The organism is Streptomyces sp. JLBJ103, assembly GCF_058215575.1.
This window is the reverse complement of the sequence record NZ_CM177089.1, coordinates 3,310,674-3,330,760: the sequence shown is the minus strand read 5'-3', so window position 1 is coordinate 3,330,760 and position 20,087 is coordinate 3,310,674. Positions and strand designations below refer to the sequence as shown.

Annotated in this window: 16 protein-coding genes; 14 read left to right on the top strand and 2 right to left on the bottom strand. The window is 70.2% G+C overall.

The window, feature by feature from the left end:
• Nucleotides 1–46 precede the first annotated feature (46 nt).
• From nuoE to AC4BEG_RS14460, 12 genes are read left to right on the top strand one after another with little or no spacing between them, the layout of a single operon-like run.
• Complete coding sequence (gene nuoE / locus AC4BEG_RS14515; protein ID WP_490706294.1) at nt 47–877, top strand: NADH-quinone oxidoreductase subunit NuoE; 831 nt, start codon at nt 47–49, stop codon at nt 875–877.
• On the top strand, nt 877–2,259 hold the full coding sequence (nuoF, locus tag AC4BEG_RS14510; RefSeq protein ID WP_490706293.1) for an NADH-quinone oxidoreductase subunit NuoF: 1,383 nt from the start codon (nt 877–879) through the stop codon (nt 2,257–2,259). The genes nuoE and nuoF overlap by 1 nt, the downstream gene beginning before the upstream one ends.
• Nucleotides 2,256–4,751: an NADH-quinone oxidoreductase subunit G gene (locus tag AC4BEG_RS14505; protein WP_490706292.1), complete on the top strand. Its 2,496-nt coding sequence runs from the start codon at nt 2,256–2,258 to the stop codon at nt 4,749–4,751. Before nuoF ends, AC4BEG_RS14505 begins: the two co-directional genes overlap by 4 nt.
• On the top strand, nt 4,748–6,103 hold the full coding sequence (gene nuoH / locus AC4BEG_RS14500; RefSeq protein ID WP_490706291.1) for an NADH-quinone oxidoreductase subunit NuoH: 1,356 nt from the start codon (nt 4,748–4,750) through the stop codon (nt 6,101–6,103). The genes AC4BEG_RS14505 and nuoH overlap by 4 nt, the downstream gene beginning before the upstream one ends.
• Nucleotides 6,096–6,722: an NADH-quinone oxidoreductase subunit NuoI gene (nuoI, locus tag AC4BEG_RS14495; protein ID WP_490706290.1), complete on the top strand. Its 627-nt coding sequence runs from the start codon at nt 6,096–6,098 to the stop codon at nt 6,720–6,722. Before nuoH ends, nuoI begins: the two co-directional genes overlap by 8 nt.
• A complete protein-coding gene (locus tag AC4BEG_RS14490) occupies nt 6,719–7,711 on the top strand; it encodes an NADH-quinone oxidoreductase subunit J (protein WP_490706289.1) in 993 nt (330 codons plus the stop codon). Before nuoI ends, AC4BEG_RS14490 begins: the two co-directional genes overlap by 4 nt.
• A complete protein-coding gene (nuoK, locus tag AC4BEG_RS14485) occupies nt 7,708–8,007 on the top strand; it encodes an NADH-quinone oxidoreductase subunit NuoK (protein WP_201882999.1) in 300 nt (99 codons plus the stop codon). Before AC4BEG_RS14490 ends, nuoK begins: the two co-directional genes overlap by 4 nt.
• A 16-nt stretch (nt 8,008–8,023) precedes the next feature.
• Nucleotides 8,024–9,919: an NADH-quinone oxidoreductase subunit L gene (nuoL, locus tag AC4BEG_RS14480; RefSeq protein WP_490706288.1), complete on the top strand. Its 1,896-nt coding sequence runs from the start codon at nt 8,024–8,026 to the stop codon at nt 9,917–9,919.
• A gap of 3 nt (nt 9,920–9,922) precedes the next feature.
• Nucleotides 9,923–11,569 carry an NADH-quinone oxidoreductase subunit M gene (locus tag AC4BEG_RS14475; protein ID WP_490706287.1) on the top strand — a complete coding sequence of 549 codons (1,647 nt, stop codon included), beginning with the start codon at nt 9,923–9,925 and terminating at the stop codon, nt 11,567–11,569.
• On the top strand, nt 11,566–13,218 hold the full coding sequence (nuoN, locus tag AC4BEG_RS14470) for an NADH-quinone oxidoreductase subunit NuoN (protein WP_490706286.1): 1,653 nt from the start codon (nt 11,566–11,568) through the stop codon (nt 13,216–13,218). Before AC4BEG_RS14475 ends, nuoN begins: the two co-directional genes overlap by 4 nt.
• A gap of 58 nt (nt 13,219–13,276) precedes the next feature.
• Entirely contained in the window at nt 13,277–14,083 is an 807-nt protein-coding gene (locus tag AC4BEG_RS14465; protein ID WP_490706285.1) for a MerR family transcriptional regulator, read from the top strand.
• Nucleotides 14,080–15,069 carry a BtrH N-terminal domain-containing protein gene (locus AC4BEG_RS14460; protein WP_490706284.1) on the top strand — a complete coding sequence of 330 codons (990 nt, stop codon included), beginning with the start codon at nt 14,080–14,082 and terminating at the stop codon, nt 15,067–15,069. Before AC4BEG_RS14465 ends, AC4BEG_RS14460 begins: the two co-directional genes overlap by 4 nt.
• A 103-nt stretch (nt 15,070–15,172) precedes the next feature.
• Here AC4BEG_RS14460 and AC4BEG_RS14455 read toward each other — a convergent pair whose 3' ends face one another.
• The gene (locus AC4BEG_RS14455) at nt 15,173–15,679 is read right to left on the bottom strand and encodes a hypothetical protein (RefSeq protein WP_490706283.1); all 507 of its coding nucleotides are present in this window, start codon (nt 15,677–15,679) and stop codon (nt 15,173–15,175) included.
• Nucleotides 15,680–15,722: 43 nt separating this feature from the next.
• Nucleotides 15,723–16,997: a fumarylacetoacetase gene (gene fahA, locus AC4BEG_RS14450; RefSeq protein WP_490706282.1), complete on the bottom strand. Its 1,275-nt coding sequence runs from the start codon at nt 16,995–16,997 to the stop codon at nt 15,723–15,725.
• A 493-nt stretch (nt 16,998–17,490) separates the two neighbouring features.
• Between fahA and AC4BEG_RS14445 the strand changes: the two genes are divergently transcribed.
• A complete protein-coding gene (locus AC4BEG_RS14445; protein WP_490706281.1) occupies nt 17,491–18,501 on the top strand; it encodes a polyprenyl synthetase family protein in 1,011 nt (336 codons plus the stop codon).
• A 291-nt stretch (nt 18,502–18,792) separates the two neighbouring features.
• Nucleotides 18,793–20,055 (top strand): LolA family protein, encoded by a 1,263-nt coding sequence (locus AC4BEG_RS14440; RefSeq protein WP_490706280.1) that lies wholly within the window; start codon nt 18,793–18,795, stop codon nt 20,053–20,055.
• The last annotated feature ends 32 nt before the right edge of the window (nt 20,056–20,087 follow it).

Here is a 20,087-nt window from a genome sequence, read left to right as displayed (position 1 = left end):
CCGCACCTCTGCGCCGCGCGGGCGGAGAAGGGAACGGTGGAGCACAGTGAGTGATGTACAGCTGGGGATGCCGCAGCTTCCCGCCCCCGACTACCCGGCCGAGGTGCGTGCCCGGCTCGAGGCGGACGCCCGGGAGGTGATCGCTCGCTACCCGGACAGCCGCAGCGCGCTGCTGCCGCTGCTGCACCTGGTGCAGTCCGAGGAGGGCCATGTCACCCGCACCGGGGTGCGGTTCTGCGCCGAGATGCTGGACCTCACCACCGCCGAGGTCACCGCGGTCGCCACCTTCTACACCATGTACCGACGCAAGCCCTCCGGCGACTACCAGGTCGGGGTGTGCACCAACACCCTGTGCGCGGTGCTGGGCGGCGACGCGATCTTCGAGGAGCTCCAGCGCCATCTGGAGGTCGGCAACGGGGAGACCACCGAGGACGGCAAGGTCACGCTGGAGCACATCGAGTGCAATGCGGCCTGCGACTTCGCCCCCGTGGTGATGGTCAACTGGGAGTTCTTCGACAACCAGACGGTGGAGTCCGCCAAGCGGCTGGTCGACGATCTCCGGGCGGGCCGCACCGTCGAGCCCACCCGTGGCGCCCCGCTGTGCACCTACCAGGAGACCGCGCGGATCCTCGCCGGATTCCCCGACCCCCGGCCGGGCGCCGTCGAGGCCGGTGGCTCCGCCGGGCCCGCCTCGCTGGTCGGGCTGCGGCTGGCCAAGGGCGAGGGGGCGCCGGGCCGGGTCGTCTCCCCGAGGTCCTCGGGCGCCCCGTCGGACGAGCCGCCGGCGGCGCATCCCAACTCGCACGACGCACCGCAGCGGACCTCCGCCTCCGATCCGCACCACCCGTCCGGTCCGGTCACCGAGGAGGGGGAGTGATGACCGTGACGACCGAGATCAACGAGCACAGCCCCGAGAAGCTGCTGGCACCGGTGCTCTCCGCGTTCTGGGACCAGCCCAAGTCATGGACCCTGCGCACCTATCTGCGGTACGAGGGCTACGACGGCATGCGCAAGGCCCTCACCATGGACCCCGACGATGTGATCGCGCTGGTGAAGGACGCGGGTCTGCGCGGCCGTGGCGGCGCGGGCTTCCCCACCGGAATGAAGTGGCAGTTCATTCCGCAGGGCGACGGCAAACCGCACTACCTCGTGGTCAACGCGGACGAGTCGGAGCCCGGCACCTGCAAGGACATCCCCCTTCTCTACGCCAATCCGCACTCCCTCATCGAGGGCATGGTCATCGCCTGCCACGCCATCCGCTCCGAGCACGCCTTCATCTATCTGCGCGGTGAGGTCGTCCCCGTACTGCGGCGGCTGCACGAGGCGGTGCGCGAGGCGTACGAGGCGGGCTACCTCGGCACGGCCGAACGACGCAGCCAGAAGCTGGGGGTGGCCGGACTTCCCGGTCTCGACATCACGGTGCACGCGGGCGCCGGTGCGTACATCTGCGGCGAGGAGACCGCACTGCTGGACTCGCTGGAGGGGCGTCGCGGTCAGCCCCGGCTGCGGCCTCCCTTCCCGGCGGTCGCGGGCCTGTACGCGTGCCCCACTGTGGTGAACAACGTCGAATCCATCGCCTCGGTTCCCGCGATCCTCAACAAGGGCAAGGAATGGTTCCGTTCGATGGGCAGCGAGAAGTCCCCGGGCTTCACGCTCTACTCGCTGTCCGGCCATGTGGCCAACCCCGGCCAGTACGAGGGCCCGCTCGGCATCACCCTGCGCCAACTGCTCGACATGAGCGGCGGGATGCGCCCCGGCCACCGGCTGAAGTTCTGGACCCCGGGCGGCTCCTCCACCCCGCTGCTCACCGAGGAGCACCTCGATGTCCCGCTGGACTACGAGGGCGTGGGCGCGGCCGGGTCGATGCTGGGCACCAAGGCGCTCCAGTGCTTCGACGAGACCACCTGTGTGGTGCGGGCCGTCACCCGCTGGACCGAGTTCTACGCCCATGAGTCCTGCGGCAAGTGCACACCCTGCCGCGAGGGCACGTACTGGCTGGTTCAGCTGCTGCGCGATCTGGAGGCCGGTAAGGGGCGCATGGACGACCTCGACAAGCTGGCGGACATCGCCGACAACATCAACGGCAAGTCCTTCTGCGCGCTGGGCGACGGCGCGGCCAGCCCGATCTTCTCCTCCCTGAAGTACTTCCGCGAGGAGTACGAGCGGCACATCACCGGCGGCGGCTGTCCCTTCGACCCGGCCAGGTCCACCGTCTGGGCCGATGGGCCGCGCTCCACTCACCTGGGGGTGAACGCATGACCGTGACCACCAACGCACCCTCGGGAGGCGGGGAGGCGGCGGTGCCGCGAGAAGATCTGGTCTCCGTCACCATCGACGGAATCGAGATCTCCGTCCCCAAGGGGACCCTGGTCATCCGTGCCGCCGAGCTGCTCGGCATCGAGATCCCGCGGTTCTGCGACCATCCGCTGCTGGACCCGGCCGGTGCCTGCCGCCAGTGCATCGTCGAGGTCGAGGGCCAGCGCAAGCCGATGGCCTCGTGCACCATCACCTGCACCGACGGCATGGTCGTGAAGACCCAGCTCACCTCGCCGGTCGCCGAGAAGGCGCAGCGCGGGGTGATGGAGCTGCTGCTGATCAACCACCCGCTGGACTGCCCGGTCTGCGACAAGGGTGGTGAGTGCCCGCTCCAGAACCAGGCGATGTCCACCGGCTCGGCCGACAGCCGCTTCGAGGGCAGGAAGCGGACGTTCGCCAAGCCCGTGCCGATCTCCACCCAGGTGCTGCTGGACCGCGAGCGCTGTGTGCTGTGCGCGCGCTGCACCCGCTTCTCCAACCAGATCGCGGGCGACCCGATGATCGAGTTGCTGGAGCGGGGCGCGCTCCAGCAGGTGGGCACCGGTGAGGGCGACCCCTTCGAGTCGTACTTCTCCGGCAACACCATCCAGATCTGCCCGGTGGGAGCGCTCACTTCGGCGGCGTACCGCTTCCGCTCCCGCCCCTTCGACCTGGTCTCCTCGCCGAGCGTGTGCGAGCACTGCGCGGGCGGCTGCGCGACCCGCACCGACCACCGGCGCGGCAAGGTCATGCGGCGCCTCGCGGCGGACGACCCCGAGGTCAACGAGGAGTGGATCTGCGACAAGGGCCGCTTCGGCTTCCGCTACGCGCAAGCGTCGGACCGGCTCACCACCCCGCTGGTGCGCAACAAGGAGTCCGGGGAGCTGGAGGCGGCGAGCTGGCCGGAGGCGCTGGAGGCGGCGGCGGCCGGGCTGGCCGCGGCGCGCGGCCGGACCGGGGTGCTGACCGGCGGCCGGCTGACGGTCGAGGACGCCTACGCCTACGCGAAGTTCGCGCGGCTGGCCCTGGAGACCAACGACATCGACTTCCGCGCCCGGGTGCACAGCCGGGAGGAGGCCGACTTCCTGGCCGCCCATATCGCGGGCCGCGGCCGTGACCTGGACGGCACCGGGCTCACCTACACCACGCTGGAGAAGGCCCCGGCGGTGCTGCTGGCCGGTTTCGAGGCGGAGGAGGAGGCGCCCGGGGTCTTCCTGCGGCTGCGCAAGGCCCACCGCAAGCACGGCCAGCGCACCTTCTCGCTCGCCACCTACGTCACCCGGGGCCTGGAGAAGGCGGGCGGCACCCTGCTGCCCGCCGCTCCCGGCACCGAGACCGAGTGGCTGGACGCCATCGCGGGACGTACCGGGCTGGACGAGACCGGGGAGAGCGCGGCCGACGCGCTGCGCGCCGAGGGCGCGGTGATCCTGGTGGGCGAGCGGCTGGCGTCCGTGGCGGGCGCGCTGACCGCCGCGGTACGGGCCGCCGCCGCCACCGGGGCCACGCTCGCGTGGATCCCGCGGCGGGCGGGGGAGCGGGGCGCCATCGAGGCCGGGGCGCTTCCCGGGCTGCTGCCCGGCGGCCGTCCGGCCACCGACCCGCGCGCCCGCGAGGAGACCGCGGCGGTGTGGGGCATGGCCGATCTGCCGCACCAGGAGGGCCGGGACACCGGCCAGATCATCGAGGCCGCGGCGGCCGGAGGGCTCGGCGCGCTGCTGGTCGCCGGGGTCGAGGTGGCCGATCTGCCCGATCCAACCGGTGCGTTGGCGGCCCTGGACGCGGTCGGCTTCACCGTCAGCCTGGAGCAGCGGCCTTCGGAGGTCACCGAGCGGGCGGATGTGGTGCTGCCGGTCGCGGCGGCACCGGAGAAGCAGGGCACCTTCCTCACCTGGGAGGGGCGGGCCAGGCCGTTCGAGGCGGCGCTCAAACCCGACCAGATGACCCGCCGCCCCTCCCTCCCGGACACCCGGGTGCTGCACATGCTGGCCGATGCGCTCGACACCCCGCTGGGGCTGCCGGATGTGGACGCGGCCCGCGCCGAGCTGTCCCGGCTGGGCACCTGGCAGGGGCCGCACGCCGCCGTTCCGCTGGAGACCGGGGGCCCGCTGCCGCGGCCCGCCGAGGGCGAGGCCGTCCTCGCCGGTCACCGGCTGCTGCTGGACCACGGGCGGCTCCAGGAGGGCGACCCGGCGCTGGCGGGCACCCGTCATGCCGCCGTGGCCCGGCTCTCGGCGGCGACGGCCGAGGAGGCGGGGGTGACGGACGGCCAGGTCCTGCGGATCACCGGCCCGGCCGGATCCGTCCAACTGACGCTGACCGTCACCGATATGCCCGAACGGGTCGTCTGGCTGCCGATGGCCTCCACCGGCGGCGGAATCCACCGCGATCTGGGGGCGCGTCCCGGTGATGTGGTCCAGATCGCCGCGCCCGCGACCGAGCCGGAGGTGACCGCATGAGCTTCGCCGCTGAGGACCTGTCGATGTTCGGCCGCGACCCGTGGTGGCTGATCCTGATCAAGGTTGTCTTCTGCTTCGCCTTCCTGATGCTGACCGTGCTGATCTCCATCGTCATGGAGCGCAAGGTCGTCGGCTGGATGCAGCTGCGCATCGGGCCCAACCGGCACGGCCCCTGGGGCATGTTGCAGTCCCTCGCGGACGGCGTGAAGCTCATGCTCAAGGAGGACGTGACCGTCAAGGGCGCGGACAAGATGGTCTATGTCCTGGCGCCGATCGTCGCGGCCATCCCCGCCTTCATGGCGGTCGCGGTGATCCCGTTCGGCCCGGCCGGGAACGAGATCTCGGTCTTCGGCCACCGCACCACGATGCAGCTGACCGATCTGCCGATCGCCGTCCTCTACATCCTGGCCACCGCGTCGGTCGGCATCTACGGCATCGTGCTGGCGGGCTGGTCCTCCGGTTCGACCTATCCGCTGCTCGGCGGATTGCGCTCGTGTGCCCAGATGATCAGCTACGAGATCGCGATGGGGCTGTCGTTCGCGGCGGTGTTCCTCTACTCCGGATCGATGTCGACCTCGCAGATCGTCGCCTCGCAGCAGGACCGCTGGTACGCGGTGCTGCTCCCGGTCTCGTTCCTCATCTACATCGTCTCGATGATCGGTGAGACCAACCGGGCGCCGTTCGACATGCCGGAGTCCGAGGGCGACCTCGTCGGCGGCTTCAACACTGAGTACTCCTCGATCAAGTTCGCGCTGTTCATGCTCGCCGAGTACATCAACATGGTCACCGTCTCGATGGTCGCGGTCACCCTCTTCCTCGGCGGCTGGCGGGCGCCCTGGCCGATCAGCACCTTCTGGGCGGGCGCCAACCACGGCTGGTGGCCCCTGCTGTGGTTCCTCGGCAAGGTCGTGACCTCGCTGTTCGTCTTCATCTGGGTGCGCGGCACGCTGCCGCGCGTGCGCTACGACCAGTTCATGAAGCTGGGCTGGAAGGTGCTCATCCCGATCTCGATGGTCTGGCTGATGCTGGTCGCCACCGTGCGGGCGCTGCGCAACGAGAACTACGACTACCAGGACATCGTGCTCTACGTCGGCGGCGCGGTGATCACGCTGCTGCTGTTGTCCTTCGTCGTGGACGTCTTCCGCGACCGCGGGGCGGCCAGGGCGGCGGCCGCGGCCGAGGAGGCCCCCGAGCCCGCCTTCGACCCGATGGCGGGCGGCTTCCCGGTGCCACCGCTGCCCGGACAGTCCCTGCCACCCGTACCCCGCCGACGGTCCCGCCAGCAGCGCGAGTTGATTGTCAGTGGCGGCCCCGACACTGTCAGTGACGGAAAGGAGGCCGACGGTGTCTGACTTCCAGAATCCGGTGGCCGGCTTCGGCGTGACCTTCAAGGCCATGTTCAAGAAGCGGCTCACCGAGCAGTACCCCGAGGTGAAGAAGCCCACCGCGCCTCGCTTCCACGGACGCCACCAGCTCAACCGCCATCCGGACGGGCTGGAGAAGTGCATCGGCTGCGAGCTGTGCGCCTGGGCCTGCCCGGCGGACGCGATCTATGTCGAGGGCGCGGACAACACCGACGAGGAGCGCTACTCCCCGGGGGAGCGCTACGGCCGCGTCTACCAGATCAACTATCTGCGCTGCATCCTGTGCGGTCTGTGCGTCGAGGCGTGCCCCACCCGGGCGCTGACCATGACCAATGACTACGAACTCGCCGACCGCACCCGCGAGTCGCTCATCTACACCAAGGAGGAGCTGCTCGCCGGGCTCGAGGAGGGCATGGTCGACAGCCCGCACGCGATCTACCCCGGGATGGACGAACAGGACTACTACCGGGGGCTGGTCACCGAGGCCGCGCCCGGCACCCGGCGTCAGGTCGCGGTCAGCAAGGGCGAGACACCCCCGGAGGCCGAGGCCGAGGCCGAGGTCGCGGAGAGCAGCGGTGAGCGCGCGGAGAAGGGGGGCCAGGCATGAGCGGCGCGCTGGCCGCGGCGGCCACCACCACCTCCACCGGTGAGGCCGTCCAGTTCTGGGTGCTCGGCACCGTCGCCGTGATCGGCGCGCTGGGCACGATCCTGATGCGCAAGGCCGTGCACAGCGCGCTGTGCCTGGCCGGGACCATGATCGTCCTGGCGGTCTTCTACCTCGCCAACGGCGCGTACTTCCTGGGCGTCGTCCAGATCGTGGTCTACACCGGCGCGATCATGATGCTCTTCCTCTTCGTGGTGATGCTGGTCGGTGTCACCGCCGCGGATTCGCTGAAGGAGACCCTGAAGGGGCAGCGCTGGCTCGCCGCCCTGTGCGGGCTGGGCTTCGGCATCCTGCTGTGCGCCGGAATCGGCAATGCCTCGCTCACCACGTGGAACGGCCTGGGACAGGCCAACTCCGGCGGCAATGTCGAGGGGTTGGCGGCGCTGGTCTTCACCAAGTACGTCTTCGCCTTCGAAATCACCGGTGCGCTGCTGATCACCGCGGCGGTCGGCGCGATGGTGCTGACCCACCGCGAGCGCATCGAGCGGGCGCGCAGCCAGCGCGAGCAGTCCGAGGCGCGGGTGCGCACCGGGCGGAACGTCCCGCCGCTGCCCGCTCCCGGTGTCTACGCCCGGCACAACGCGGTGGACATCCCTGGGCTGCTGCCCGACGGCACCACCTCCGAGCTCACGGTCAACGCCACCCTGCGCGGCCGCGGTCAGATCCGCGACGTCTCCGGTGAGGCGCTGGCAGAGCTGGCGGCCCTGGAGCAGCGCTCCGAGCGCTGGCTGGGCCGCAAGCCCAAGGGCGCGAACGGCAAGGGCGCGAACGGCACACCGGCGAACGGCACACCGGCGAACGACGCGGTCAACGGCGGAGGCGGAAGCGGCGCGAACGGGAACGACGCGAAGCGGAACGGCGCGAACGCGGACGGCAAGGGCGTCGACGAGCGGTCCGAGGACCCCGAGCACCACAAGGGAGTCGCCAAGTGAGTCCGGTCTACTACCTGTACCTGGCCGCCCTGTTGTTCACCATCGGTGCGGCCGGGGTGCTGATCAGGCGGAACGCGATCATCCTCTTCATGTGCGTCGAGTTGATGCTGAACGCATGCAACCTCGCGTTTGTCGCTTTCTCCCGGCTGCACGGCAATCTCGACGGCCAGATCATCGCCTTCTTCACGATGGTCGTCGCCGCGGCGGAGGTCGTGGTCGGCCTCGCGATCATCGTGACCGTCTTCCGCTCCCGCCATTCGGCCTCGGTCGACGACGCCAGCCTGATGAAGCTCTAGAAGGGGTCGCGTTCAAGTGGAGAACCTCATCGGATTGCTTGTCGCGGTGCCGCTGTTCGGAGCGGCCCTGTTGCTGTGCGGAGGGCGGCGGCTGGACGGCAAGGGCCACTACATCGGCACGGTGCTCGCGGCGGCCTCCTTCGCGATCGGCGCGGTGCTCTTCGCCGACATGCTCGGCCGCGGCGAGCACGACCGCGCCCTGCACAGCACGGTGTTCACCTGGATCCCGGTGGGCGGCTTCCGCGCGGACGTCGCCTTCCAGCTCGACCAGCTGTCGATGACCTTCGTCCTGCTGATCACCGGTGTAGGCACACTGATCCACATCTACTCGATCGGCTATATGGCGCACGACGAGCGCCGCCGCCGCTTCTTCGGCTATCTCAATCTCTTCCTCGCGGCGATGCTGCTGCTGGTCCTCGCCGACAACTACCTGCTGCTGTACGTCGGCTGGGAGGGCGTGGGCCTCGCCTCGTACCTGCTGATCGGCTTCTGGCAGCACAAGCCCAGCGCGGCCACGGCGGCGAAGAAGGCGTTCATCGTCAACCGCGTGGGCGATGTCGGCTTGTCCATCGCGATCATGCTGATGTTCACGACCTTCGGGTCGTTCGCCTTCGCACCGGTGCTGGCCGAGGCGGACCGCGCGGGCGAGGGCAAGCTCACCGCCATCGGGCTGATGCTGCTGCTCGCCGCCTGCGGCAAGTCGGCGCAGGTGCCGCTCCAGTCCTGGCTCGGGGACGCGATGGAGGGCCCGACCCCGGTCTCGGCCCTGATCCACGCGGCCACCATGGTGACCGCGGGCGTTTACCTGATCACCCGCTCCGGCGCGATCTTCAACGCGGCGCCGGACGCCCAGACCGCGGTGGTCACGGTCGGCGCGGTCACGCTCCTCTTCGGTGCGATCGTCGGTTGCGCGAAGGACGACATCAAGAAGGCCCTCGCCGGATCCACCATGTCGCAGATCGGCTACATGATCCTGGCGGCCGGGCTCGGTCCGATCGGCTATGTCTTCGCCATCATGCACCTGGTGACCCACGGCTTCTTCAAGGCCGGGCTCTTCCTCGGCGCCGGATCGGTCATGCACTCCATGAACGACGAGGTCGACATGCGCAAGTACGGCGGCCTGCGCAGGTACATGCCGATCACCTTCGTCACCTTCGGCCTCGGCTATCTGGCCATCATCGGCTTCCCCGGGCTCTCCGGCTTCTGGTCCAAGGACAAGATCATCGAGGCCGCCTTCGCCAAGGGCGGCACCGAGGGCTGGATCCTCGGCGGGGCGGCCCTGCTGGGCGCGGCCATCACCGCGTACTACATGACCCGCGTGATGCTGATGACCTTCTTCGGCGAGAAGCGCTGGGTCCCGGACGAGAACGGCAACGAACCGCATCCGCACGAGTCGCCGGGGTCGATGACCTTCCCCATGATCGTCCTGGCCTTCGGATCGGTGCTCGCGGGCGGGCTGTTCAGCCTGAACGACGCGTTCGTGAAGTGGCTGGAGCCGGTCACCGGCCACAGCCACGGCAACTCACCCCTCAGTGCCGCCGCCGTCACCGGCGGCACCATGGTCGTGCTGGTGATCGGTGTCGCGCTCGCCTGGGCCCAGTACGGGCGGCAGCCGGTGCCCCGCACCGCCCCGCGCGGCAGCCTGCTCACCCGGGCCGCCCGCCGCGATCTGCTCCAGGACGACTTCAACCACGTCGTCCTCGTCCAGCCCGGCCAGTACCTCACCCGCGGTCTGGTCTACGTGGACCACAAGCTGGTCGACGGAGTGGTCAACGGCACCGCGGCCTCCGTCGGGGGGCTCTCCGGCCGGCTGCGCAAGCTCCAGAACGGCTACGCCCGTACGTACGCGGTCTCGATGTTCGGCGGTACGGCGGTGCTCATCGCCGCGACCCTGCTGATGAGGGCGGTCTGAGTCATGTCCTTTCCCCTGCTGACGGTCACGGCCGCGGTGCCCGCGCTCGGCGCGGTCGCCACCGCCGCCGTGCCCGCCGCCAAGCGCGCCGCCGCCAAGTGGGTGGCGCTGGCCTTCTCACTCGCCACACTCGCCCTCGCGGCGGTGGTGCTGGTCCGCTTCGACCCCGGCGGCAGCCGCTTCCAGCTCACCGAATCCCACGCCTGGATCAAGGACTTCGGGGTCCGCTACGAACTGGGCGTCGACGGGATCGCGGTGGCGCTGATCGCCCTCACCACGGTGCTGATCCCCTTCATCATCCTGGCGGGCTGGCATGACGCCGACCCGCTGGAAGAGGAGCGGCCCAACCGCCGCTGGCGGCCCACCCAGGGCTTCTTCGCGCTGGTCCTGATGGTCGAGGCGATGGTGGTGATCTCCTTCGAGGCCACCGATGTCTTCCTCTTCTACATCTTCTTCGAGGCCATGCTCATCCCGATGTACTTCCTCATCGGCGGCTTCGGGGACCGGGCCGGAGAGCGGTCCGAGGAGGAGACGGCCACCCAGCGCTCGTACGCCGCGGTCAAGTTCCTGCTCTACAACCTGGCCGGTGGCCTGATCATGCTCGCCGCGGTGGTCGGTCTGTACGCGGTCACCGCCGATGACCTCGGCACCGGCACCTTCTCGCTCCAGCAGATCGTCCACGCGCGGGCCGCAGGTGACCTCTCCTTCGCGACCAGCACCGAACGGCTGCTGTTCCTCGGCTTCTTCTTCGCCTTCGCGGTGAAGGCGCCGCTGTGGCCACTGCACACCTGGCTGCCGAACGCGATGGGGGAGTCCACCTCCCCGGTCGCCGTGCTGATCACCGCGGTCGTCGACAAGGTCGGCACCTTCGCGATGCTCCGCTTCTGCCTCCAGCTCTTCCCCGAGGCCAGCAAGTGGGCCACCCCGGTGATCCTGGTGCTCGCGCTGATCAGCATCATCTACGGCGCGCTGCTCGCGGTCGGCCAGCGGGACATCAAGCGGCTGATCGCCTATGCCTCGATCTCCCACTTCGGCTTCATCATCCTCGGCATCTTCGCCATGACCACCCAGGGCCAGAGCGGAGCCACCCTCTACATGGTCAACCACGGGATCTCGACCGCCGCGCTGATGCTGGTGGCCGGGTTCCTGATCACCCGCCGCGGTTCGCGGCTCATCGCCGACTACGGCGGGGTGCAGAAGGTCGCCCCGATTCTCGCGGGCACCTTCCTGATCGGTGGTCTGGCCACTCTGTCGCTGCCCGGTCTCGCCCCGTTCATCAGCGAATTCCTGGTCCTGGTCGGCACGTTCAGCCGCTATCCGGCGCTCGGTGTCATCGCGACCGTCGGAATAGTGCTCGCGGCGCTCTACGTCCTGGTGCTGTACCAGCGCACCATGACCGGCCCGGTGAAGGCCGAGGTGCGGAGCATGCCGGATCTGAAGGCGCGCGAGCTGATCGTCGTCGCCCCGCTCATCGCGCTGCTGATCTTCCTCGGTGTCTATCCGAAGCCGCTGGCCGACATCGTCAATCCGGCGGTCGACCACACGCTCTCGGTGGTGGACGAGAAGAACCCCAAGCCCGACCACCCCGTTGACGCGGGCTGGTTCAGCTACAGCCCGATGCACGACGGTGCTTCCGGAGGTGCCAAGTGACTCACGCGGCCCCTGTCCACAGCCTGTGGACAACAGCGGCGGCGGCGCCCGACAAGATCCCCGCGCCGCATATCGAGTACGGCCAGCTGTCACCGACGCTGATCGTGCTCGGCGCGGCGATCGTCGGCGTCCTGATCGAGGCCTTCCTGCCGCGCCGCCGGCGCTACGCCGCGCAGCTGTTCCTCTCCGTCGTCGCCCTGGCCGCCGCGTTCGCCGCGGTGGTCGGGCTGGCCGCCGGGGACTACGGCACCGGCAAGGCCCATGTCGCGGCCATGGGTGCCATCGCGATCGACGGCCCGTCGCTCTTCCTCCAGGGCACCATCCTGCTGGTGGCGCTGGTCGCGGTGTTCACCTTCGCCGAGCGACGGCTCGATCCGGTGGTGCACGGCAACCGGGTCGACTCCTTCGCCGCGCAGGCGGCGGCCGTCCCCGGCGGTGAGGCCGAAAAGGCCGCCGTGAAGGCCGGGTTCACCACCACCGAGGTCTTTCCGCTGGTGCTGTTCGCGGTCGGCGGCATGCTGGTCTTCCCGTCCGCCAACGACCTGCTGACGCTGTTCGTGGCGCTGGAGGTCTTCTCGCTGCCGCTGTATGTGCTGTGCGCGCTCGCCCGGCGCCACCGCATGCTCTCCCAGGAGTCCGCCGTCAAGTACTTCCTGCTCGGCGCCTTCTCCTCGGCGTTCCTGCTGTTCGGCATCGCCCTGCTCTACGGCTACGCGGGCACCGTCGGCTATGCCGGGATCGCGGATGTGGTCGACGGCCAGGTCCGGAACGTCACCCCGGCGCTCGCCGGGACCATGGGCAATGACGCACTGCTGCTCATCGGCGGTGCGATGGTGCTGATGGGGCTGCTGTTCAAGATCGGCGCCGTGCCGTTCCACATGTGGACCCCGGATGTCTACCAGGGCGCCCCGACCCCGGTCACCGGCTTCATGGCGGCGGCCACCAAGGTCGCCGCGTTCGGCGCCCTGCTGCGGCTGCTCTATGTCGTCCTGCCCGGCCTGCGCTGGGACTGGCGCCCGGTGATGTGGGGCGTCGCGATCGTCACCATGCTGGGCGGCGCCATCGTCGCGGTCACCCAGACCGATGTGAAGCGGCTGCTGGCGTACTCCTCCATCGCACACGCGGGCTTCATCCTCGCCGGTGTCATCGCCACCACGCCCGAGGGCATCTCCTCGGTCCTCTTCTACCTCGCCGCGTACTCCTTCGTGACCCTGGGCGCCTTCGCGGTGGTCACCCTGGTGCGGGACGCGGGTGGGGAGGCCACCCACCTGTCCAAGTGGGCCGGGCTCGGCCGCCGTTCACCGCTGGTGGCCGCCGTCTTCGCGGTCTATCTGCTGGCCTTCGCCGGTATCCCGCTGACCAGCGGCTTCGCCGGGAAGTTCGCGGTCTTCAAGGCGGCAGCCGACGGCGGCGCGGGCGCGCTGGTGGTCGTCGGTGTGATCTCGTCGGCGATCGCCGCGTTCTTCTACATCCGGGTGATCGTGCTGATGTTCTTCAGCGAACCGCGTACGGACGGCCCGTCGGTCGCCGTGCCGAGCGCGCTGACCTCGTCGGCGATCGCGATCGGCGTGGCGGTCACGCTGGTGCTCGGTGTCGCCCCGCAGTACTTCCTCGATCTGGCGAGCCAGGCCGGGGTGTTCGTGCGGTAGCGGATCCGTCCGCCCGAGGGGTGGACTCTCCCCTCGTGGGAGGGTCCACCCTGGTGCTGTGCGCAACGACCTCCTCACCATCGGGCGATTCGCCCGGCTGTGCCGGCTGAGCGTCAAACAGCTGCGGCACTACGACGAACTGGGGCTGCTGGCCGCCGTCCATGTCGACGTCGGCACGGGCTACCGCTACTACGCCCCCGACCAGGCACGCGATGCCCTGACCATCGGCCTGCTGCGCGAGATGGACCTCCCGCTGACCGTGATCGCCGAGATCCTGACCGCCCCGCCCCCGGCCAGGGCGCGCATCCTGCGCGCCGAGCGGGAGCGGCTGGCCGAGCGGATCCGCCGGGACCGGACCCGGATGGACATGCTGGAGCGGCTGGCCGAGGGCGGTCTGCCCGGCTACGAGGTGACCATGGGCGGTGTACCCCCGCTGGAACTGGCCGTGACCCGGACGGTCTGTGCCCCCGCCGAGATCGGGGAGAAGGCAGGGGAGCGGGTGAATCTGCTGCTGGCGGCGCTGAACGGCGCGGGCGTCGGCTGGGAGCCACCGCTGTGGGGGCTGTACCCCGTGGAGCTGGAGGACCGCGCGGAGATCGCCGTAGGAGCCCGGGTACCGGCAGGAACGGAGCTGCCCGGCCTGGTCCGTGTGGTGCTGCCCGGCGGACCGGTGGCCGAGACGCTGCACACGGGCCCCTACGCCCAACTGCCCCTCGCCTACAACGCGCTGTTCGCCGCCATCCACGAGCGGGCCTTGCGTCCCAAGGCGCCGGTGCGCGAGGCGTATCTCGTGGGGCCGGGAGAGGCTCCCCAGGAGGAGCTGCTGACCCGGCTGATCATCCCCGTCGAGGAGGACGCGGCATGACCATGGTGCGGGACATCGACACCCGCGGTATGCGGCACTGCGAGACGACGGCGCTGGGGGTGCTGCTGCGGCACGAGGGCGTCACCTGGTCCGAGCCGATGCTGTTCGGCCTCGGCTCAGGACTGTCGTTCCTCTACTGGGACAGCAAGGCCATGGGCTTCCCGTTCCTCGGCGGCCGCGTGAAGCCCTTCGAACTGACCAGGAACCTGGCCGCCGGACTCGGGCTGGAACTGCTGGTCCACGAGACCACGTCCGCGCGCAAGGGCTGGGAGCAGGTGGTAGCTCCCCTCGACGCCGGGCGGCCGGTCGGGTTGCAGCTCGACAGCTACCACCTGGACTACTTCACCACCAAGGTGCACTTCGGTGCCCATGTCGTGGCCATGTACGGCTATGACGAGGAGAACGCCTACCTGGTGGACACCGAACACCAGGGCGGAGCGGTGTCCACCGGTCTGGCGAGCCTGGCCAGGGCCAGGGCCGAACGCGGCCCGATGACCGCCAGGCACCGTTCCTTCACCCTCACCGTGCCGAAGGACCTCCCCGCACCGCGGGAGCGGATCGTTCCCGCGATCACGGCGTGCGCCACGGCGTTCCTCGACCCGCCGATCGCGAACCTGGGCCACCGGGGCATCGCGAAGGCGGCCGAGCAGGTGCCGAAGTGGCTGGACCGCACCGACGATCCGCACCGGGATCTGACGCGGGCCGCCCGGCTCATGGAGGAGGCGGGCACCGGCGGAGCCCTGTTCCGCAACCTCTACCGCGACTTCCTCGGGGAGTGCGCAGAGCTGGTCGGCGGCCGCCACCTGCACACCGGCCACACCCTGTACGCCGAGGCCGCCGCGCTGTGGACGGAGGTGGCCGAACTGATCGCGAAGGCGGGCGAGTCCGGTGCGGTCACCCACCTCGAGCAGGCCGGTACGGCCCTCCGCGACCTCGCCCGGATCGAGCGGAACGCGATGGAGGAGCTGAGCCGACTGGCGGAATGAGCCCGGGGCTCCCGTTGCCCGCACGCGGCGAGCCCCCGGCCATTGCCGGGGGCTCGCGGACGCGGGCCGCGGGGCCGCGTGGTGCTGCTCGGAGGTGTCCGCCTCAGTTGGTGGGGAGGTCGGGCATACCGGTCGGCAGACCGGAGGGCCTCGACGTGGGAATCCCGCTCGGGAGGTCCTTCGGGGAGGCCACCTTGGTGAAGGTGTCGTTCTCCGAGAGCGCGTCCCAGTCGACGGTGAGCGTCTTGCCGTCGGAGCTCGGAGCCACCTTGCCCATGGTGCGGTCGGTGTTGCCGTCGCGGCACTTGAGCATCAGCGTCTTCTCGCCGGTGTCGGTGTACTCACCGAGGCACTTGTGCTTGCCCGCGGCCAGTGCCGCCTTCTCGCCGCTGATGGACAGCATCAACGTCTCGTTGCCGCTCTTGGCGACATAGGCGCCGGTCAGCTCGGCACCCGCGCCCCCCTCCGCCGGAGCGCTGGACTGTGAGGCCGACGGGGTGTCCTTGGAGGTGTCCTTCTTGCCGTCGTCGCTGTCGCTGCCGCAGGCCGTCAGCAACAGGGCGGCCGCGGCCACCGTTCCGGCGACGCTCACTGCCTTGATCACGCACATCTCCTCGGTCGTTAGGGCAGGAGCACGACAACGTAGCAGCCGCTCAGGGAGTGGCCGGGACGACGTGGCCGGTCACCTCACCCAGACCGATGCGGGCGCCGTGCGGGCCGGGTGCCCAGGCCGTGAGGGTCACCTCGTCGCCGTCCTCCAGAAAGGTGCGGCTGCCGTCGGGGAGGTGCACCTGATCGCGCCCGCCCCAGGTGAGCTCGAGCAGACAGCCGCGCTCGGCCGGGCGCGGGCCACTGACCGTGCCGGAGGCGAAGACGTCGCCGGTGCGCAGCGAGGCGCCGTTCACGGTCATATGGGCCAGTTGCTGGGCAGCGGTCCAGTACATGGCGGAGAACGGCGGGCGGGAGACGGTGTGTCCGTTGACGGCGACCTCGATGCGCAGGTCGAAGCCGAAGGGTTCGGCGGTGGAATCGTCGAGGTAGGGCAGCAGCGGGAGATCGCGGGCGGGCGGGGCGGTGCGGGCCGGGGCGAGGGCGTCGAGGGGCGTGATCCACGCGGCGAGGGAGGTGGCGAAGGACTTGCCGAGGAAGGGGCCGAGCGGACGGTACTCCCAGCTCTGGATGTCGCGGGCGGACCAGTCGTTGAGCAGACAGAGACCGAAGACATGGTCGTGGAACCCGGCGAGCGGCACCGGTGTATTCAAAGGGGAAGGGGCGCCGACGACGAAGGCCACCTCCGCTTCGAAGTCGAGGCGCAGGGAGGGGCCGAAGACCGGAGTGGGGGAGGACGTATGAGGCGTGGACGGTGTGGATGCCGTGGACGAGACGGCCGGGGCGGGCGGCAGGTACTGGCCCTGGGGGCGCACGATCGGGGTGCCGGAGACCAGGACCGTACCGGCCCGGCCGTGGTAACCGATCGGCAGATGCTTCCAGTTGGGGGTGAGCGCGTCGCCGTCCGGGCGGAACATCCGCCCCACGTTGGCCGCGTGATGCTCGCTCGCATAGAAGTCGACGTAGTCGGCCACCTCGATGGGGAGGTGGAGGGCGAGGGTGGTGAGGGGGTGCATCAGGGGCTCGATGGTCGGCCGGTGCGCCGGGTTGGTCAGCCAGTCGAGCACCTCGGCGCGGACCGCCTGCCAGACCGGGCGGCCCGCGGCCATCAGCGGGTTGAGCGTGGCGGCGCCCAGCAGTTCGGCGTGCGGCGAGGCGGTGGCGGCCGCCGCGGCTCCCGCGTCCAGCACATGGCTGCCGTAGCGCACGCCGATCCTGCGCAGATGCGGCGCGTGCGGCGTGGTGAAGACGCCATAGGGGAGATTGTGCGGCCCGAAGGGATCCCCTTCGGGCAGATCGAGCGGGCTTCGCTGCGGCATGAATGCTGCCTCGCCTTCTCCTCGTCACCGTGCCGGCCAGGCCACACCTTACGGCTCAAGGGGCGCGCGTCCGGGGCGGAGGAGTCACCTGCCCCGTCCGCTCGCCGCCGCCGTGGCCGACGGCCCGTCCCCCGCCGGGCCCGTCTCGCACAGCTCTCAGCCATGACCTCGGGCGCTTCGAGGGGCAGCGGGTGGTGGTCGTCAGCACCGGATCGTCCACCCTGGAGCGGTGGCGGCCGCCCACGGATGAGGGACGGCGGGGCACGTTCCCCCCTCGGCCGTTCAGGTAGGCGGCCGGGGGCGCGGGAGGAATGATCTGCTGGTGATCGCGGTACTGCGTGGGGATGCCGGTCGCTCAGGGGCATGGACGCTGTGAGGCGCACAAGGCGGGAAGCCGCCCACAGTGATCGATACCCGACCGGATACGCTGCCTGTTGGTGAAGGCGGCGACACATCGACATTCCGCGTGATCGTAGGCAGACAGGAGTACCCCGTGAGCGTCATCGGGCCCCTTGGGCTGAGCGTTCGGGACCAGACTCTGGAAGCCGACACCCAGGCCGGGCTGACAGCTGTCGAAGAGGGCCTGTTGGAGGCCACCAAGAGTGATGTGCCCTTCATCACCGAGGCCGCCCAGCATCTGGTGCGGGCGGGCGGGAAGCGGTTCCGTCCGCTGGTGGTGCTGCTCGCCGCGCAGTTCGGCGATCCGCACGCCCCCGGTGTGGTGCCCTCCGCCGTGGTCGTCGAACTGACCCATCTGGCGACGCTCTACCACGACGATGTGATGGACGAGGCGGATGTGCGGCGCGGGGTGTCCAGTGCCAATGCCCGCTGGGGCAATTCGGTGGCGGTGCTCACCGGCGACTTCCTCTTCGCCCGGGCCTCCCACATCCTGGCCGACCTCGGCCCGGAGGCGGTCCGGATCCAGGCCGAGGCGTTCGAACGGCTGGTGACCGGCCAGATTCTGGAGACCGCCGGACCGCGCGACGGCCAGGACCCCATCGAGCACTATCAGGATGTGCTCGCGGGCAAGACCGGCTCGCTCATCGCCGTCTCCGGACGGTTCGGCGCGATGATGTCCGGCGCCGATGAGTCGGTCGTCAACATCCTGACCCAGTACGGCGAGCGGCTGGGCATGGCCTTCCAGCTGGCCGATGACGTCCTGGACATCGCCAGCGACAGCCATGAGTCGGGCAAGACCCCCGGCACCGATCTGCGCGAGGGCATCGCCACCCTCCCCGTGCTGCATCTGCGGGCTCGGGCGGCGGCCAGCGGCTCGGCCGAGGACCGCGAGCTGTGCGAGCTGCTCGCCGGGGACCTCACCGATGACGCTCGCCATGCCGAGGTGCTGCGGCGGCTGCGGGCCCACCCCGCGCTGGAGGAGGCCCGCCGGGACACCCTCCGCTATGCGGCGGAGGCCCGTTCGATGCTGGCGCCGCTGCCCGAGGGCGCGGCGAAGGCCGCCCTCGAGGGGCTGTGCGACGCGGTGGTGCACCGCGCGGGCTGATCCCCCGCCCGCCCACCGCCCCGTGATCTGCCGATCCGGCTCCCCTCGCCCTGAACTGCGCCCTAGGCGCGAGGCGGTTCCGGGGCCTCCCTCGGACGTACGAGCTCACCCGTGCGGCACTGGTTGTCATACCCGAGCATGAGAGCGCAGTTGATCCTGCGGGCTGACGTCGTGGGGCGGTGGATTTGATGGGATGAAACCACCACCACAGGGCGGGCACGGGCGACAATGGCCCGAGAGGTGGACGAGTGCAGGTTGACAACCGCCGCCCACGACGGAGGTAGAGCACACATGGCACGGATCCGACCGACACAGGTCGACGACGACGGCTTCTGGGACGAGAAGCGGCCGTCACGACGTACGAAGGCTGCCCGGTACGCCGTCCCGGTCGCGGTCGCAGGGCTCGCGGCGGCCACGATAGGGCTCGTTCCGGCCCTCGCCAGCAGCGGCGACCCCGATCTGCCGAAGATCTCGGCGGAGGAGCTCATCAGCAAGATGGCCGCCTCGGAGACCGAGCAGCTGTCCGGCTCGGTGAAGATCACCACCGATCTGGGGCTGCCCTCGCTGCCCGGCGGCGTTTCCCTCTCCGACCTCGGCGGCGGAGCGGGCGGGAAAGGCGGCGACGGCGCCTCGGCCGCACCCGAGGCCAAGCTGATGGATCTGGTCTCCGGCTCGCACACCCTGCGGGTGGCCGCGGACGGCCCGGAGCGCCAGCGGGTGTCGATCATCGAGAAGGCCGCCGAGTACAGCCTGATCCACAACGGCGATGAGACCTGGGCGTACGACAGCGAGGCCAACGCGGTCTACCACTCCACCGCCCCCAAGGGCTCCGGGGCCAAGGACGACCACCGGCGCGAGCTGCCCAAGGACCTCAAGGACGTCACCCCGCAGCAGTTCGCCAAGCAGGTGCTCGCCTCCGTGGACGACACCACGGACGTCTCGGTCGACGGCACCACCCGGGTCGCCGGCCGGGATGCCTATGAGCTGCTGATCAAGCCCAAGTCGGACGACTCCACGGTCGGCTCGGTCCGGATCGCGGTGGACGCGGACAACGGCACCCCGCTGAAGTTCGTCCTCAACCCCAAGAGCGGCGGCAATGCCGTGGTCGACGTGGCGTTCACCAAGGTCGACTTCGGCAAGCCCACGGCGGGCACCTTCGACTTCACCCCGCCCAAGGGCGCGAAGGTCACCGAGGAGAGCGACCACAAGCGCGGCGCCAAGGACGGGATGAAGGACAAGGGCGGGCTGAACGACAAGGACGCCCAGGAGGCCCTGTCCGGCCTGAAGGTGATCGGTGAGGGCTGGGACAGCGTCGCCCGCCTCGACGGTGGCGAAGGCGGCACGCCCGCGGCCCCGGGCAAGAGCGGCGACGGCAAGGCGGACAAGGACGCCGGAGGGTTCGGCGGCTTCGGTAAGACGGTCAAGGGCGACTTCGGCTCCGGCCAGGTCGTCAGCACCCGCCTGGTGAACGCCCTGCTCACCGACGACGGCAAGGTCTTCGTCGGCGCGGTCGACACGGACGCCCTGGTCGCCGCCGCCAACAAGGCCAAGTGAGCCCTCCGGCCGGGTAGGGCCGGAGCGGACCG